This window comes from Clostridium sp. HV4-5-A1G (genome assembly GCF_900184915.1).
Taxonomy (GTDB): domain Bacteria; phylum Bacillota; class Clostridia; order Clostridiales; family Clostridiaceae; genus Clostridium_B; species Clostridium_B aromativorans.
Genome location: NZ_FXYI02000059.1, coordinates 1 through 18,133, shown reverse-complemented (window position 1 = coordinate 18,133; position 18,133 = coordinate 1). Strand labels below are relative to the sequence as shown.

14 protein-coding genes are annotated in these 18,133 nt (G+C 37.9%); 4 read left to right on the top strand and 10 right to left on the bottom strand.

Features of this window, described 5'->3' with window-relative positions; translation table 11 throughout:
• The first annotated feature begins 237 nt into the window (after positions 1–237).
• Complete coding sequence (locus tag J5G60_RS08320) at positions 238–882, top strand: HAD-IB family hydrolase (protein ID WP_150355746.1); 645 nt, start codon at positions 238–240, stop codon at positions 880–882.
• 130 nt (positions 883–1,012) lie between these two features.
• Here the strand turns inward: J5G60_RS08320 and J5G60_RS08315 are convergent, their stop codons facing one another.
• Positions 1,013–1,357: a DUF1292 domain-containing protein gene (locus J5G60_RS08315; protein WP_150355745.1), complete on the bottom strand. Its 345-nt coding sequence runs from the start codon at positions 1,355–1,357 to the stop codon at positions 1,013–1,015.
• A 306-nt stretch (positions 1,358–1,663) separates the two neighbouring features.
• Here J5G60_RS08315 and J5G60_RS08310 point away from each other — a divergent pair, with 306 nt between their 5' ends.
• The 3 genes from J5G60_RS08310 to J5G60_RS08300 are packed head-to-tail and all read left to right on the top strand — an operon-like array spanning position 1,664 to position 5,240.
• Complete coding sequence (locus J5G60_RS08310; protein WP_150355744.1) at positions 1,664–2,299, top strand: TetR/AcrR family transcriptional regulator; 636 nt, start codon at positions 1,664–1,666, stop codon at positions 2,297–2,299.
• Between the two features lie 2 nt (positions 2,300–2,301).
• Entirely contained in the window at positions 2,302–3,000 is a 699-nt protein-coding gene (locus J5G60_RS08305; protein WP_150355743.1) for an ABC transporter ATP-binding protein, read from the top strand.
• On the top strand, positions 3,000–5,240 hold the full coding sequence (locus J5G60_RS08300; protein ID WP_150355742.1) for an ABC transporter permease: 2,241 nt from the start codon (positions 3,000–3,002) through the stop codon (positions 5,238–5,240). Before J5G60_RS08305 ends, J5G60_RS08300 begins: the two co-directional genes overlap by 1 nt.
• Before the next feature lie 105 nt (positions 5,241–5,345).
• On the opposite strand, the gene nifJ is transcribed toward J5G60_RS08300, so the two are convergent.
• From nifJ to J5G60_RS08255, 9 genes are all read right to left on the bottom strand, one after another.
• On the bottom strand, positions 5,346–8,852 hold the full coding sequence (nifJ, locus tag J5G60_RS08295) for a pyruvate:ferredoxin (flavodoxin) oxidoreductase (RefSeq protein ID WP_150355741.1): 3,507 nt from the start codon (positions 8,850–8,852) through the stop codon (positions 5,346–5,348).
• Between the two features lie 514 nt (positions 8,853–9,366).
• Entirely contained in the window at positions 9,367–9,792 is a 426-nt protein-coding gene (locus J5G60_RS08290; RefSeq protein WP_150355740.1) for a flavodoxin, read from the bottom strand.
• Between the two features lie 217 nt (positions 9,793–10,009).
• Positions 10,010–11,074 (bottom strand): undecaprenyldiphospho-muramoylpentapeptide beta-N-acetylglucosaminyltransferase, encoded by a 1,065-nt coding sequence (locus J5G60_RS08285; protein ID WP_150355739.1) that lies wholly within the window; start codon positions 11,072–11,074, stop codon positions 10,010–10,012.
• Positions 11,075–11,116: 42 nt separating this feature from the next.
• Complete coding sequence (gene recJ, locus J5G60_RS08280) at positions 11,117–12,901, bottom strand: single-stranded-DNA-specific exonuclease RecJ (protein ID WP_150355738.1); 1,785 nt, start codon at positions 12,899–12,901, stop codon at positions 11,117–11,119.
• A gap of 116 nt (positions 12,902–13,017) precedes the next feature.
• The gene (locus J5G60_RS08275; RefSeq protein ID WP_150355737.1) at positions 13,018–14,253 is read right to left on the bottom strand and encodes a M16 family metallopeptidase; all 1,236 of its coding nucleotides are present in this window, start codon (positions 14,251–14,253) and stop codon (positions 13,018–13,020) included.
• Positions 14,254–14,302: 49 nt separating this feature from the next.
• Positions 14,303–14,863 carry a DJ-1 family glyoxalase III gene (locus tag J5G60_RS08270; protein WP_150355736.1) on the bottom strand — a complete coding sequence of 187 codons (561 nt, stop codon included), beginning with the start codon at positions 14,861–14,863 and terminating at the stop codon, positions 14,303–14,305.
• Between the two features lie 113 nt (positions 14,864–14,976).
• On the bottom strand, positions 14,977–16,470 hold the full coding sequence (glpK, locus tag J5G60_RS08265; RefSeq protein ID WP_150355735.1) for a glycerol kinase GlpK: 1,494 nt from the start codon (positions 16,468–16,470) through the stop codon (positions 14,977–14,979).
• Positions 16,471–16,587: 117 nt separating this feature from the next.
• Positions 16,588–17,151: a glycerol-3-phosphate responsive antiterminator gene (locus J5G60_RS08260; RefSeq protein ID WP_150355734.1), complete on the bottom strand. Its 564-nt coding sequence runs from the start codon at positions 17,149–17,151 to the stop codon at positions 16,588–16,590.
• Positions 17,152–17,191: 40 nt separating this feature from the next.
• Positions 17,192–17,896, bottom strand: coding sequence for an MIP/aquaporin family protein (locus tag J5G60_RS08255; RefSeq protein WP_150355733.1), 705 nt, complete (start codon positions 17,894–17,896; stop codon positions 17,192–17,194).
• Positions 17,897–18,133: the final 237 nt, after the last annotated feature.

The following is an 18,133-nucleotide window of genomic DNA, read 5'->3' as shown; positions in this document are numbered from 1 at the left end:
CATTCACTCATTGTAAACCCCTTCTTTAAAATTTAATAAAATATTAATATTATAATTACATTTTATCATTATCCTGAACAATTTCCTACCTTGTTCAAGGCTCAAATATCAGATATTGTGACTTTGTTACTGCCTGCAATTTATATCATAGTTAAATTATCTTTTCAATCAAGTTATCCATATGATATTATAGAAAAGAACAAGGTTTACTGCTTAAAGAATAGATGGGGTGATTATTTGACAAAACTTGCTATATTTGACGTTGATTTTACTTTAACCAGCCGGGAAACCCTTATGGAATTTTACATATTCATGGTGAAAAAAGATCCAAAGCTCATAGTGTATGCACCTTTCAGCATCATTTCTGCTTTTTTATTCGTAATAGGATTGTTCACTGCAAAAAAGGCCAAAGAAAATTTTATTTCATTTATAAACGGCATAAGTGAGGAAAAGATGAAATGCCTGACGGCAGAATTCTACGAAAAAAGAATGTGTAAGATATTATATAGAGATGGCTTAGATACTATGAAAAGATTGAAAAATAAAGGCTGTAAGATATATCTGATTTCTGCTTCAGCGGAATTCTATTTGAAAGAATTGTATAGAATAGAATATGTTGACAGAATAATAGGTACCATATTTTCCATTAAAAACGGGAAACACTACAATAAAATAGCCGGTAAAAACTGTAAGGGTGAGGAAAAGGTGAGAAGACTTATGGAGTCTTTAAAAAAAGACGATCTGGAAGTTGACTTCAAGAACTCCTATATGTTCTCCGATTCCCTAGCAGATCTGCCATTATTTAATATAGTTGGAAATCCATACCTCATAAATCATAAAAAAAGCAATCCATACAATATCAAGGTGCTGAACTGGAAGTGAAGTCAATTCACAATTGACAATTAAAGTACAAAGTTCAAAGAACAAATATCAAATAGTGAAGATTTTCGCCTAAGCCCTAAAATCCACCAAATTTGATATTTAAACTTTGAACTTTGATATTCATTCTTGCTTATTCCTGTGACAGCTGCTGGTAATAAGCTGAAACTTCCTTGAATTCTTCCTCCTCAGGGATAACAAGCTCACCTGCCGGACCTTCTCCCTCTACTTTAAATAGATATACAGCTCCATTTTGCGGATTCTGAACTATAGCATACTCATTTTCCTTGAACTCAAATCCATCAACCACTTCACAGGGAACTATGTTTCCATTTTCATCTTCCAGATCCACTACTAATGATTCATGCTCTCCGCAGTCGCTGCACCCACAGCCGCAATCATGAACCCTTTCATCACAAGCTTCTTCTACTTCATCACCGCTATTGCAGCCCTTCTTATTTAAATCCTCTTCATTCATAACATATGCCCGGTAACCTTTAAGGTGGATATCCTATCAATATTATAACCCAATTACAAAATTTTCCTGTATCTTACAGAGCTATAACTTGTAGTCTTGATCCTACCGGGATATTCACCTCCTCTTTTATTGTTATGTTTTAATTTTACCCTTAATTACAATATAATAAAAGCTTTTTTTAGTTAAAAATAAAAAATAAATATCCACAAGCCAGGCCGGTGGATTTTCCTCAGGCCTATTGACATTATGACTTTGCAGTCATATAATATGACTGCAAAGTCATATTATAGTTAGGAGGTAACTATATTGCCGAAAAGAACTTTTAATCGTCTGGATGATGAAAAAAAAGAAAGAGTCATGCGGGCAGCAATTGAAGAATTCCAAATTTGCGGCTTTGAAAATGCGAAAATAGAGGTAATTGCCCAGAACGCAGGAGTTGCAAAAGGCAGCATTTACCAGTACTTCGATAATAAAAAGGATCTGTTTCTATATTCCGTCACATGGGCGCTGGAATATTTTATAAAAATAATTGACAGTCAGACTCCTCTTAAGGATATGGATGTCTATGAGTATTTTCTTTCTGGAAGCCGTCAGCGTTTTGAAATGATAAGAAAAGAACCTCTATTGGTTTCCTTTGCTATTGACTTCACCACAGGCAGATTCCGCAGCCTAGCGGAAGAAATAAATAGAGAGCTGAAGCAAGTTGCCGATGAATATGAGCTCAAGCTGATTACAAACGGCAAAAAAAGGGGAACCGTTCGCAGTGATTTGGATGATAAAGCCCTTTTGCTGTTTTTTCAGGGGGTAACAGAAAAATTTTCTATGGGAATCATACAAAAGATTGGGAAATCCAAATATGAGCCCACGGAAGAACAGTTCCAAGAAATAGAAAATCTATTAAAGGACATGGTTTCATTATTAAAACAAGGAATGGGGCGATAATTGTGTTTATTGAAGTTGAAAACCTGAAAAAGAGCTATCAAGCAGGCAAAAGTAGAAACCAGGTGTTAAAAGGAATAAGCCTTACCATTGAAAAGGGGCAGACGGGTGTAATACTTGGCCCCTCCGGCTCGGGAAAATCGACACTGATGAACATTATAGGCGGTGTTGACCGGTCTGACAGCGGCAGTATTCGTGTGAACGGCGTGGAACTGACCGCTCTCAGCGATGACAGGCTTACGGATTACCGCAGGGATTCGGTGGGATTTATCTTTCAATTTTACAACCTCGTTCCGAACCTGACGGTGAAGGAAAATATTGAAGTTGTTTCCAATATATCAAAGTCACCATTGGATATAGACAAACTGCTGGAAGCAGTTGGCCTTGAAGACAAAAAAAGAAACTTCCCCAGGGAATTATCCGGAGGAGAACAGCAGCGTACAGCTATAGCACGTGCCATTGTCAAAAATCCAGCGCTGCTCTTGTGCGACGAACCCACAGGTGCACTGGACTATGAGACATCCAGAGACGTACTTTCACTTTTGCAGAAGGTAAACCGCGACTTTGGCACAACCATTCTGATGATAACCCATAACACTGCAATTGGAAATATGGCCAACGTGGTTTACAAGCTGCGCAGCGGGGAGATTTTGGAAAAAATCCGGCACGAAACTCCTATCTCTGCGGAAAGGATTGAATGGTGATGATACTTTTTAAAAAAGTAATACGGACTATGCTGGATCATAAGGCTCGTTACATCGGTTCCATACTTCTGCTGATGATCAGCAGCATGATGTTCGTTATGATGAACATGACTTCTATTAATTTAAATAATACCTTCAGGATATTTTCCGAGAAAAATCTATTGTCTGATGCAGAGTTTTCCACCACTGCCGATATTGACATGACAGCTGTCGGCAGGCAATTTGATGCTAAAGTGGAAAGCGGCGGCACAGCGGACTGCCAGGTGAAACCTGGACAAACACTGAGGACATTTTCCGCAATGAACAGGGTGAATATCCCCTCAGTTCAGGAGGGTAAACTTCCGGACAGCTCTGAGATTATGCTCGATGGCCTGTTTGCCAAGACAAACGGATATAAAATTGGCCACAAGATCACCCTTTCAGGCAGAGAGTTTACAGTTTCGGGCTATGCCCTTCTGCCAAATTTTATCTATGTCATAAAATCAAAAGAGGAAATGATGAATGACCCCAGAACCTTCGGCGTTGGTGTTGTGGGGAAGCCGGATTTTGAAACTCTGCCTGCTAAAACCAGGGTCTATGCCCTTCGTTTCAATAAAAGAGAGAACATCAAATCCCAGGAAGCTTCAGTAAAGAATGCACTGCGTTCTCAGGGCATCCAGATAACGAATTGGCAGAGTACCGGCAGAAAAGTCAACGTATCCTATGTTCCCATGGAGGTGGATGTATTATCTACAATGAGCGCTGCCGTACCTTTTGCCATGCTTGCGCTTACCTGCATTTTGCTGGGAATGCTGATGTGGCGCATGATCCAAAGGGAATCGGTCATCATCGGGACATTTTATGCACAGGGCTACCGAAGAAGTCAGATTCGCCGCCACTACCTGATGTTCCCTCTTTTGATATCCTTAACAGGTTCCGTGACCGGTTCCCTATTGGGACTGCTGCTTGTAAACAGCATGTTCCGCTTCACGCTCACCGCCTTTCCCATGCCGGTCTATGAAAGTATTATAAATGCCTGGCTGGTTATTTCTGCTATTGCACTTCCAGTTATCATTCTCTGCGGTGTTACCTTGTGTATTATCGGCAGAACACTGAAAACAGCTCCGGCTGTACTAATGAAAGGCGGAAAAGCAAAGGGCAGGGTTAATTTCATAGAGCGCAGCCTGCGCCTTGACCGTTTTGGATTCAATACAAAATTTAAAATAAGGGAACAGGTCCGAAGCCTGTCTCGAAGCTTCTTCCTGCTGTTCGGGGTGATTGTTGCCTCAATGCTCATGCTGTACGGACTGACCATGAAAAGTTCCGTGGATTATATGCTGGATGAAGGGATCAAAGAACTGTACAATTTTAAATACGAGTATGTTTTTAAATCGGTAAAAACAGAGACGCCTCCGTCGGGAACTGAACAGTTCAATGCAGCATATGTGACTCTTTCCAGTAATGAGAACATAAGCTTTTATGTTACCGGAGTTCTGCCCGACACTAAAAAGATCAGGCTGAAAGATGCCTCAGGGCAATCTTTTAAACCAGAACAGATCACCATCACTGCTACTCTTGCGAAAAAACTGAACGTAAAAGCCGGCGGCATCATAAGGGTGTTCGATACAGGAGACGGAAAGATACACACCTTTACCATTGAAAAAATAGCCGATACCTATGCAGGAGATTTCCTGTTCATGCCGCTGGATCAGTTCAATGCTGAGTTTAAGTATCCCAAAGACGCCTACTTGGGGATCTGGAGCAACAAAGCCATGAGCTTCCCTCAGGGTGATATACAAAGCACAAAATCCATGGACACCATTGCTGCAGGATTTGCCAAGTTAATCAGTCAGATGGGTCCCATGATTTACGGTCTCATCGCTGCTGCTTTTATTCTTGGTTTAATTATCATATATATCGTAACTGGCCTGGTGGTGGATGAAAGCCGAACCAGTATTTCACTTATGAAGGTATTTGGATATCGAAAAAAGGAGATTGAAAAGCTGATACTGGACAGCAATACCATGATTGTTATTTTAGGGTATCTCATTGGCATCCCAACGTTGCTGGGCACAGCAGGAGCCTTCTTTGCCTCTCTGACGGAAAGCCTGCAGATCGTACTGCCCGTGAAGTTGAATATCTTATATATGCTGTTTGGCTTTATTGTCGTGATGGCAACCTATGGGTTCGCCAAATGGATGTGCGGAAAAAAGACCGCTCGAATTCCCATGAGCGAAGCTCTAAAAGCAGGTACAGAATAAATTTCATAAATGTAAAAAATTGCCACTGTATACCAGATACCAGGTGTTTTTTTGCGGACAACTAAAAAATATCGGACACAAAGTGTCCGATATTTTTAATTATCATTATTCTGCATTTGCAAGTTTCTTGTATCCTTCAATTCTCTGCAGTGCATCTCTCTTTGTCTTTGCAAACAGAGCTTCCGCTTTATCAGGGAACTGTTTAGCAAGTGAAGAGTATCTAACCTCACCCATTAAGAATTCTCTAAAGTCTGTCGTTGGCTCCTTGGAATCAAGGCTGAATGATTTCTTGCCCTCTGCCTTTAATTCAGGATTATATCTGTAAAGTGCCCAGTATCCACAATCAACAGCTTTCTTAGCTTCTCTCTGGCTCTTGCCCATGCCAGCTCTCAATCCATGATTGATGCATGGAGCATAAGCTATTACAAGTGATGGTCCTTTATAAGCTTCTGCTTCTTTTATTGCTTTAAGAGCCTGAGCTTTATCTGAACCCATGGAAATCTGAGCTACATATACATATCCGTAAGTCATAGCCATCATTCCAAGATCCTTTTTCTTAGTCTTCTTACCACTTGCTGCAAACTTAGCTACAGCTGCTGCAGGAGTGGATTTTGAAGACTGTCCGCCTGTATTTGAATAAACTTCTGTATCAAGTACAAGTACATTTACATCTTCTCCAGATGCCAGTACATGATCTAATCCGCCGTATCCTATATCATAAGCCCAGCCGTCTCCGCCGATTATCCAGTGGGATCTCTTGATAAGGAAATCTCTGTTTTCATAAATTTCATTTAATACAGGGTCATTTCCCTTTTCACTTTCAAGTAAAGCTATTATCTTATCAGCTCTTTCCCTTGTGCCTTGGCCATTGTCTATATTTTCAATCCAATCCTCAAAAGCAGCTTTAAGTTCTGCACTTAAACTACCTTTAAGAGCTTCTTTTATGCTGATCTCAAGTCTTTCTCTTGTCTGTTTTACTCCAAGAACCATGCCCAGTCCATATTCAGCATTGTCCTCAAATAATGAGTTAGCCCAGGAAGGACCGTGTCCTCTGTAATTTTTAGTATATGGAGTTGTCGGTGCAGAAGCTCCCCAGATTGACGAACATCCTGTTGCATTGGCTATCATCATTGTGTCACCAAACAGCTGGGTTACAAGCTTAACATAAGGAGTTTCTCCACATCCCGCACAAGCTCCTGAGAACTCAAGCAGCGGCTGCTCGAACTGGCTTCCCTTTACGTTGAATTTATTCATAGGATTGTCCTTGTGAGATACCGACATAGCATAATCCCATGCATCTGCTTTATACAATTGAGTATCCAGTGGTTTCATAACAAGAGCTTTTTCTTTTGCAGGGCATACATCTGCACAGTTTCCACATCCCTGACAATCAAATGGTGAAACAGCCATGGTGAATTTAAGTCCCTTTGCTCCTGTTGCATCTTTGTATTCAAATCCCTTAGGTGCCTTGGATGCCTCTTCCTCAGTAGTGAGAACAGGTCTTATAGCTGCATGAGGACATACAAATGAACACTGGTTACACTGTATGCAATTGTCTACCTGCCATTCTGGAACAGATATAGCTATTCCTCTCTTCTCATAAGCTGCAGTTCCTGCCGGGAATGTACCGTCTTCCATTCCTACAAAAGTGCTTACTGGAAGTTTGTCTCCGTCCTGTCTGTTCATAGGATCAGCTATCTTTTGAATGAATTCAGGAACTTCTCTTGTGGCAGCAGCTTCTTCCGATGCATCTTTCCATGAAGCTGGTACATCTATCTTAACTACTGATTTGACGCCCTCATCTATAGCTGCATTGTTCATGTCTACAACTTTTTGTCCCTTTTTACCATAAGAAGTTACAACTGCTTCTTTCAGGTATTTAACTGCATCTTCTACCGGTATGATATTTGCAATCTTGAAGAAAGCAGCCTGGCATATCATGTTTATTCTTCCGCCAAGTCCTATTCCCTGTGCAATTTTCACGGCATTTAATGTATAGAATTCGATATCATTATTTGCTATATATCTTTTTACTGAAGCAGGCAGTTCCTTTTCAAGTTCTTCTGGGCTCCAGATTGTATTCAGCAGGAATTTTCCGCCTTTTTTAAGTCCCTCAAGTACATTGTATTTATGAACATAGGACTGATTGTGTACAGCGATGAAGTCAGCCTTATCTATAAGATATGGTGATTTTATCGGTGACTTACCAAATCTCAGGTGGGAAACTGTTATACCTCCGGATTTTTTGGAGTCATATGCAAAATATCCCTGGGCATACATGTCTGTATGGTCTCCTATGATTTTTATTGCACTCTTGTTTGCTCCTACAGTACCATCGGATCCAAGTCCCCAGAACTTACAAGCTGTAGTTCCTGCTGGAGTTGTATTTATATCTTCTCCAACTTTCAGGGAAGTGTTTGTAACATCGTCCACTATGCTTATAGTAAATCCGTTCTTTGGATTATCTGATTTCAAGTTTTCAAATACCGGAAGAATATGTGATGGTAATACATCCTTGGAACCCAGTCCATATCTTCCTCCAACTATAACAGGTTGTCCTTCTTTACCATAAAATGCATTTTTAACATCCAGATAAAGAGGTTCTCCAATTGATCCAGGTTCTTTTGTTCTATCCAAAACCGCAATCTTTTTAACAGTTTTTGGTATATATTTAAAGAAATGTTTTATTGAGAATGGCCTATACAGGTGAACTGTAAGAAGTCCTACCTTTTCGCCCTTAGCAGTTAAGTAATCTATTACTTCTTCTATAGTTTCACAGACAGAACCCATAGCTATTATGATTCTCTCCGCATCTTTTGCTCCATAATAGTTAAACAGATGATACTCTCTTCCTGTAAGCTTGCTTATTTCTGCCATATAATCTTCAACTATTTCAGGAAGTGCCTCATAGTATTTATTGGATACTTCTCTTTCCTGGAAGTATATATCTGGATTCTGAGCTGTACCACGGGTTACAGGATGATCTGGATTTAAAGCTCTTCTTCTAAATGCATTTACTGCATCCATATCAATAAGTTTTGCCAGATCTTCATAATCCAACAATTCAATTTTCTGAATTTCATGGGAAGTCCTAAATCCATCAAAGAAATTCACAAATGGAACTCTGCCCTTTATTGCTGACAAATGTGCTACTGCAGCAAGATCCATAACCTGCTGTACTGAACTCTCTGCAAGTAGTGCAAAGCCTGTCTGCCTTGTAGCCATAACATCCTGATGATCACCAAATATGTTAAGTGAATTAGCTGCTACTGCTCTGGCCGATACCTGAAATACTCCCGGTAAAAGTTCTCCTGCAATTTTATACATGTTAGGTATCATAAGTAATAAACCCTGTGATGCAGTGTAAGTTGTAGTCAAGGCTCCTGCCTCAAGTGAACCATGTACTGCTCCAGATGCTCCTGCCTCTGACTGCATTTCCATAACTTTTACCTGCTGTCCGAAGATGTTCTTTTTACCTTGAGCTACCCATTCATCCACATGTTCTGCCATTGGAGATGATGGAGTTATTGGATAAATAGCTGCCACATCGGTAAATGCATAGGAAATATAAGCTGCTGCTGTATTTCCATCCATAGTCTTCATTTTACTCATAAAAAATTCCTCTCCTTTTTAGTATTGTAAATTTTAAATATAAATAGTTGTGCTTTTTAATTTTAAACTAATACAGTAATTATATCACAATTAGTACAGCAATTACACTGGAAGCAAAAATTTTAATTAAAAAGTACAAAATTTAGCTATATTTATTTATGATCTATAGCTTTACTATACAGCAAAACGACAAAATTTTAAATATATAAAACGATTTTAAAAAAATTTTTTAGTTCCAATTATCTACTATCAACCATAATTGGTTAATAAAAACTATACTACAGATGCAATTTTTTTAAAATACAGTTTCATTTTGAATTCAACATAGTAAAAAAAGATATTTAAAAATATAAAAAAAGGAGATGTCTGATCGTTAATAAATAAACAATAATTTTTATCAAGCAGCCCACATCTCCCGTACTTTCAAATAATCCTATTAAAGTTCAAAGAACAATTGTTTGATAATTGTTCTTTGAACTTCTATTTTTATATTTTCATGACCCACATGCCTAAACTATTCTGCAAGTAATTTACCAAGTTCCTTAGCTTTTTGCAGCTGTTCATCATTAGGAGCTTCTTTAACTGCAAGTTCCCCCACCACTTTAAAACCATAATCTTCTACAGTCTTTTTCCAGTCTTTCAAAAATGCACCTTCATCCCAACCATAGGATCCGAATAGTACAGCTTTCTTTCCCTGAATAGGAAGAAGTTTAAATTCTTTAATAAATGGAGCCATATAATCCTGTTCTATCTTGTTATTGTCAAGAGATGGGCTTCCAAATGCTACGGCATCTGCAGAAGTCACATCCTCCACCTTTGCATCCTGTACATGTTTTGTTGTGACCTTTGCACCTTCAGCTTCTGCGCCTTTTACAATATTATCAGCCAGCACTTCTACATTTCCCCCATTACTCCAATATATTACAGCTATGTTTTTCATATATTACCTCCACCTTTCACTTTTATATCATTTATAAGTTATCTGTTCAGCAGTATATCAATACACTGTGATAATTCTTATTATTTATACTTCTACACAGGATCTGTTTTTCCTTCTAGAAAAAGCAAAATATAATCACTTTTTTCACAAAGTATTTTGCTATGCTAAAGCAGGCAGGCAAAAGATTCATTAAGAATATGTTTATGCAGCAATTCAGTTAATTGCTGCATTTTTCTATCAAATTTATGATTTTACTCACTCCATGACGGACAGGGCTTGCCTTCATATTATTTATGTAATTATTCCTGGATGCATAGAGTTCTTTAATTTTATTCAAAAATGTCATTTGTGTCATTTCTTCCTCCTGAAGCACCATACTGTATCCGCTTTTTTCAAAAGAAGCTGCATTTAAAATCTGATCACCCCTGCTGGATGCCCTGGAAAGTGGAATAAGCAAATTGGGCTTTTTAAGTGCAAGTAATTCAAATATGACATTTGCACCTGCCCTGGATACAACTATATCTGCCGCATTCATTATATGTGGAAGTTCCCTGTTTAAATATTCAAACTGAATATATCCTTTTCGCATATTCAAGGATTTATCCACATTTCCCCTGCCGCATATGTGTACTATATTAAATACTCTCAGGAGCTCATTTAAAGAATTCCTCACTGTATTGTTTATGAATCTGGACCCGAGACTCCCGCCTATTATAAGAAGAATTGGCTTTTCATCTGTAAATCCACACAACCTTCTTCCAATTATTCTACTTCCATCTAAGAGTTCCTGCCTTATGGGAGTTCCCGTAAGAACAGCATCATGTCCTTTTACATTTTTCAGGGATTCAGGAAATGTAACGCAAATTTTTGTACAATAGGGTATAGATAATTTATTTGCAAGTCCAGGTGTAATATCCGATTCATGGATAATGACAGGTATTTTATTTAAATATGCAGCAATAACCACGGGTACCGACACAAATCCTCCCTTGGAAAATACTATATTTGGTTTTTCCCTTCTCATTATAACCACGGCCTGAAATATTCCCTTCAGTACTCTAAAGGGATCCGTAAAATTTTTTATATCAAAATACCTTCTCAATTTTCCACTGGAAATAATGTGATATTTTATTTTTTCATCTTCTATTATTTTTCTTTCAATTCCATTTCTGGTTCCTATATACTGTATCTCATATCCCAATTCCTTCAAACTGGGAACCAGTGCCAAATTAGGTGTAACATGTCCAGCAGAGCCGCCACCTGTTAGAATTATCTTCTTCAAAGTACATTTCCCCCCCACAAAATATAATATTCACACTGCACATTAAAAAGTCAGTCTAAAATCTTTTACTATAATCTGAATACTTTTATTTCCATTAAATTCATTAATAGATGGTGAAAATATAAAATCCATTTTTATGCTGCGAAATTTATTGTTTAAAATTTCATTTCCCTTTTTATCACCATAGCGCTCCATCACTAATTCTTTAAATTTTTTACCTCCATTAAAATCCACAGCATCAATTTTCTTTAAACTTTTTTTCAGCCGGCAAAATAATTTCAGTACATTTTTATCTTTTCCTAAAAAATATATCCTGAATACATCTATATTTTTTTCACCAAAAACAGGTTCTGGATTTCCCTTTCCAAAAGGCTGCAGTTTTTCTATATCCTCCAGCATTTTAAAAGATACATTTTCAAGGGGAAGTCTTTTATCTATCCTAATTTTAGGCACTATATCTTCATCTGTAAGATTACAGTTTTCATTGAGTTTCTTCCTCAGTTTATCTATATTTTCAGTATTTATGGACAACCCCGCTGCCAGCGGATGACCTCCAAATTTATTCATCAATTCTCTGCATTTTAAAAGTTCTTCAAACATATTATAGCCTTCTATGGATCTGCCTGAGCCCTTAGACTGATCTGCACTTTTTGTTATCACTATAGAAGGTACATTGTATTTTTCTTTGAGTCTTCCTGCGACTATACCAACTATGCTCTCGTGTATATCATCTCTATGTACTACAAGTACCTTGTCTTTTTTTAGGGAAGAATTTTCCACTTCCTCCACTACTGCATTTAAACTGTCATTAGTCATATGCTGCCTCTGTATGTTCAATTCATGAAGTTTTTTGGCAAGCTTTTGTGCCTCAGCTGAATTCCTGCACAGCAGGAGTTCAAGCGCCACAGATGCACTATCAAGGCGTCCTGTCGCATTTATACAAGGCCCTATAATAAAACCTATATGGTAGGAATTTATAATTTTCCCATCCAATGAAGTCTCTTTGATCAATGCCCTTATACCAGGGTTTCCAGTATTATTTAACATTTTAAGACCATTTTTAGCTATAATTCTGTTTTCCCCCAATAAATCCACCACATCACATATAGTTCCTATAGCTGCATATTCTATAAACGCATAAGCTTCCTCTTCCTTTATTCCAAATTTTTTATAGAGTACCTGAACAAATTTGAAAGCTATTCCTGCACCACAGAGCTGTTTAAAAGGATATGAACAGTTTTTTTGTTTTGGATCGATGACAGCATCTGCTGGCGGTATGAGAAATTTCTTTTCACCTTGTTTTGAATCATCAACATCAAAAGGTATATTGTGGTGATCCGTAACCACCACTGTAACTCCAAGCTCTTTTGCCCTTTCAATCTGATCCAAAGCAGAAATACCGTTGTCACAGGTTATTATAACTTCAATTCCCTCATTTTTTAACTGCTCAACACTGTGAATATTCATGCCATACCCCTCTGTAATCCTGTCCGGAATATGATATTTCACCTTTGCCCCGCACCTTAAAAGCCCACGGTACAGTATATATGTGCTTATTATTCCATCTACATCATAATCACCATATATAGCTATGCTTTTATTTTCCCTTATAGCTCTGTATATTATATCCGTACCATTTCCCATATCTTTCATGAGCATGGGATTCAGCAATTTATGTATTGAAGGATTTATAAAATTCTCTATTTCTCTTTCATCAACTATTCCTCTATTGACAAGAATTTGTGCTGTAATTTCACTTATCCCCGATTTTTTAGCAATAGCCTTTATATCTTTTCTGCATCTTCTCAGCATCCATTTTGCACTCAAAAACAAACCACCAGCCTTATATCAATTGACAACTCACAGTTGACAGTTTACAATTTATAATTTTCAACTTACAATACACAATTGTCAATGGACAATTGTAAATTGTAAATTGATATCTAAGGTGCTCTTAATATCTGTATGGAGGGATTTTTCATAACTTTGTCTATGACTTCGACTATATCCTCGCATTTAATTTCATCCAGCTGTTCTGCATCACATGAATTGCAGTGATCATCAAATCTCTCATACATGAGATCGTGTTCCACAACTTCTTTACAGTATTCAATGGATCTTTCTCTTTTAATTTCCCTTTTCAGTTCCAGACTTCTGGCAATTTTTCCTATTTTATCACTGCTAAAATACTCTTTCGAATTTTTCAATTCATTTATTACACTATTTACAATTCCAAGTGCTCTATCTATATTTTCAGGCAAGGTACTCATTTTTATGGAGAAAAGTTTCATGCCCCTTTCATCCTTTATGCTGCTGCCCAAATCATAGGCTATGCCCTTTTCAGTTCTTATTCTGCTGAACAAGAGGCTGCTGGTGCCCTGCCCAAAGACAGTGTTAAACAGATAGAGGGCTTTGTATTCCCTTTCACTTAAATCATGAATATCAAATATATACTGAATCCTGGCACCGGCTATTCCAGATACTTTTTCCAGGAATACACCAGCCCTATTTTTTTCATACACGGGTTCTTTTGCAGCACATATCTTTGATTTTACTCTCCATTTTCCAAAATATCTGTCCACAATAGAAATTATGCTTTTAAAATCCAGGGAAGAACAAAAACAAACAGTACAATTTTCAGGGAAATAAAAAGTACTGTAAAATCTCTTTATCTCATCTAAGGTAATGGATTTTATACTGCCTTCATTCCCCACTATAAGCTCTCTTATTCTCCTCTTATTAAAGGAGTTCCCAAAAAGAGCATCTTCACACCGCTGATATGCATCATCTTTCCAATCCCTGTACTCCTGAAGTATTACATCCATTTCTTCCTTAAAACCTTTTTCAGGAAAAATGGGGTTTAGAATCACATCGCCATAGAGCTTCACTGCCCTTTCAAGATCATCTGAAAAACAAGTTCCATAATATATGGTATAAGGATAATTAGTCATGGCATTTTCAAATCCAAATACATTGTCAAATTCCTCATTTATCTGATTTTCATCTCTGTGTTCCGTCCCTTTAGATATGACATGCTCCAGGGCATGGGCCGTCCCAAGATTAAATTGCCCGCTCTCCTCTAGAGCTCCTGCATTAAATCCAATACACAGTGAAGTGAGTATTCCCGCCCTATACTGATACAAGAGCTTGATCCCATTGTCAAGCATATATTCTCTCACTTTTCATCCTCTCTTTCCACGGGTTTACCTTGAAGTCAGGCTGAACAATTTAACCTGTCACCAGATTTAAAAGCATATCTTTTTTCAAATTTTCCACTATATCCTCATCTGAAAGATTTTGTAAAATCCTAAAGGCAAAATACATGGCCGTAGCCGGGCCCCTGCTGGTTATGAGGTTTCCATCCTGAACTACTATATCATGGCTGAAATGGATTGGTTCCAGTTCTTTTTCAAAACCGGGATAGCAAGTTACTTTTTTATTTTCAATTATTCCCGCTTTCTTCAATACTATGGGACCCGCACATATGGCAGCTACTATTTTATTCTCATTATAGAATCTTTTTACCAGATCTATAACTTCGCTGTTATCCCTAAGATTTGCCGCACCGGGCATACCTCCTGGTATTATAAGCGCATCATATTTATCTACATCTGTATTCTCAAGTATATTATTGGCCCTTACATGTATTTCATGACAGCCAGCTACATCTTTATCCAAATTTATAGAACAGGTTATACAGTGCACTCCACCTCTTCTCAATACATCTACACAGGTAAGAGCTTCCACTTCTTCAAAGCCTTTAGCAAGTAACACTATAGCTTTTTTCATAATAAATCACCTCTAATAAATTATACCATAATTATTCAATTCACAATGCACCATTATAAAAAATCCCGAGACAAAAGAAATATCATCTCAGGATCACAATATATACAATTATTTTATTTGTTTGCCCATCCCATGGATCTCTTCACAGCCTCATGCCATCCATTTAGCAGTTCAATTCTTTTTCCTTCCTCCATATCTGGCTCAAAGGTTCTGGATATAGCCCAGTTCTTAGATACCTCTTTCCTGTCACTCCAATATCCAACTGCAATACCAGCCAGATAAGCTGCACCCAGCGCAGTGGTTTCTATAACTTCAGGTCTGTCGACTTTAACATTTAATATATCCGATTGAAATTTCATCAGGAAATTATTGGCACAAGCCCCGCCGTCTACCTTTAAAGCCTTAAGTCCAATTCCAGAATCCTCTTCCATGGCTTTTAGTACATCATAAGTCTGATATGCGAGGGATTCAACTGTAGCTCTTATAAAATGCTCTTTTTTGGTTGCTCTTGTAATTCCAACTATAGTGCCCCGCGCATAGGCATCCCAGTAAGGTGCACCTAATCCCACAAATGCCGGCACCAGGTATACTCCACCGGTATCCTTCACAGCAAGGCAGTATTTTTCGGACTCCGGAGAGGTTTTTATCATTCTAAGTTCATCTCTGATCCACTGTATTGCTGCTCCACCTACAAATATGCTTCCCTCAAGGGCATATTCAACTTTACCATCTATTCCAACTGCTATAGTTGTCAAAAGACCATTTTTAGATTCCACTGCTTTTTCTCCAGTATTCATTAGAAGGAAACATCCTGTACCATAGGTATTCTTTGCAGTTCCCGGCTGAAAACAAGTCTGTCCAAACAAAGCCGCCTGCTGATCTCCTGCATCTCCTGCTATTGGAATATTTACTCCAAACAGGCTCTTATCGGTTTCCCCATAGACACAGCTGGAAGGTTTTACTTCCGGCAGCATTGATTCAGGTATATCAAGCATGTCTAAAAGATCCTTATCCCACTTCAATTCGTGAATATTGAAAAGCATAGTTCTAGATGCATTGGTGTAATCAGTTACATGAACCCTGCCTTTAGTCAAGTTCCATATTAGCCAGGTATCCACATTTCCAAAGGCCAGATTTCCCCTCTCGGCTTCTTTCCTCGCACCAGGTACATTGTCCAGGATCCATTTTATTTTTGTACCTGAAAAATATGCATCCAAAATCAATCCTGTCTTTTCCTTTATCATCTTGTCCAAACCTTTTGCTCTTATTTCATCACATATGCTAGCAGTTCTTCTGCACTGCCATACTATAGCATTGTAAATTGGAAGTCCAGTTCTTCTGTCCCATACTATAGTGGTTTCTCGCTGGTTGGTTATTCCTATGGCCTCAACATCCTCAGCTTTTATATTTTCCCTAAGAAGAGCTTCTGTCGCCACTCCAAACTGTGTAGCCCATATTTCAGTTGGATCATGCTCCACCCATCCATTTTCCGGATAAATCTGTTTGAACTCTTTCTGAGCCATACTTACAGGCAATCCCTGTTTATTAAACAATATGCACCTGGAACTAGTCGTTCCCTGATCCAGCGCCATAATATATTTTGCCATTTTACATCCTCCTTTACAGTCTTATCAAATTAAATTCTTACATAACATAGATCATGGAATTTCAGTTTTTTGATCTTTTGTTAGTTTCTGAAATTCCACAATCTCATATTATCAACCTTACAAGTTCCACAATTTGTGAGTAGTAGTGGATATAGCTATAGCTCCTGCAGACAGAGAATTCATTATATCCTTTTTTTCTTTTATAAGCCCTCCTGCTATAATAGGCATCTTAATTTCCTTTTCAATAACTCCTATTATTTTACTTGCTACTCCAGGTAAAACCTCAAGTGCATCAGGATTATTTTCATGTATATTCTTTATTCCCGTTTTAAGAGAAAGTGAATCCAGTATAAATACTCTCTGTATCGTCAGTAAATCCAGTTGATTCCCATATTTGATATTAGAGGATTTTGTGCTTATTATTCCATTTGGATTTGCACATTGTTTTATATACCTCATTCCTGCAAAGTCTCCCTTTAATCCATCTACTAAATCAACATGAATAAAAGTCAATTTGTTTTTTCTCCTGAGTTTCGCACATATTTGTGAAATATTCAATATGTCTCCATAGAGTACAAATACTATGGACACCCTGCTCAAAATAGCCTGTTCCAAATCCTCTTCATTTCTCACAGCCGCTATAATAGGATTCTCTATGAGTTCTTCTCTAAATTTAGGCATTTAAAAAGACTTCCTTTTTAATTAATTTAAGCAATTATCATCAGAATATTACTGCAAATAGCAGTGCCCCGGCTATTCCTCCCGCTATAGGTCCAAAAACCGGAACCCAAGCATAAGCCCAATCTGAATCGCCTTTACCTGCTATAGGAAGTATAGCATGTGCAATTCTTGGTGACAAATCTCTGGCTGGATTCATTGCATATCCAGTAGGACCACCGAGAGCACAACCCAGAACAAAGATAATTGCACTTACAACAATTATAGATCCCATACCATCGGCAGTTTTAACCGTACCCATCGCAGCTAAAGAAAATACTAAAGTAGCCGTAGCCAAAAACTCAGTTAAGAAGTTTGCAGGATAATTTCTCACAGCCGGCGCTGTGCAGAATATACCCAGTTTTGCAGCCTTATCCTCTGTAATTCCCCAATGCGGTAAATAGGTAAGCCATACAAAAACTCCTCCAATTATACCTCCCACCATTTGAGCTACGACATAACCAGGAACTTCCGCCCACGGAAATTTACCAATTACGGCCAGCCCTATGGTAAGCGCCGGATTGAACTGATTACTGAAATTTGAAAACAAGTATGCAGGAATTCCTACTGCAAAACCCCATCCTGCTGCTATGACTATCCATCCTGCATTCTGCCCTTTACTCTTATTAAGAGTACAGTTTGCACATATGCTGTCTCCTAAATAGACAAGCAATGCAGTTCCAACAAATTCTGCTAATACATGTGACATAATATTTATTCCCCCTAACTTAATAATTATGTTAATTTGAATTAACATCTAATTATGAAATAAATTTGGTATTTCAAAGAACACAAGAAATCGATTACTGAATAAAAGTATAATTCCTTTTATAAAAAGAGCCTACTTAAAAGAAGCCAAATATATTGACTTTTTAAAGCGGCTCTCTTTTCTCTGCCTTTTATTAAATTATATACACATTATAATATAATAATCACAATATTACAA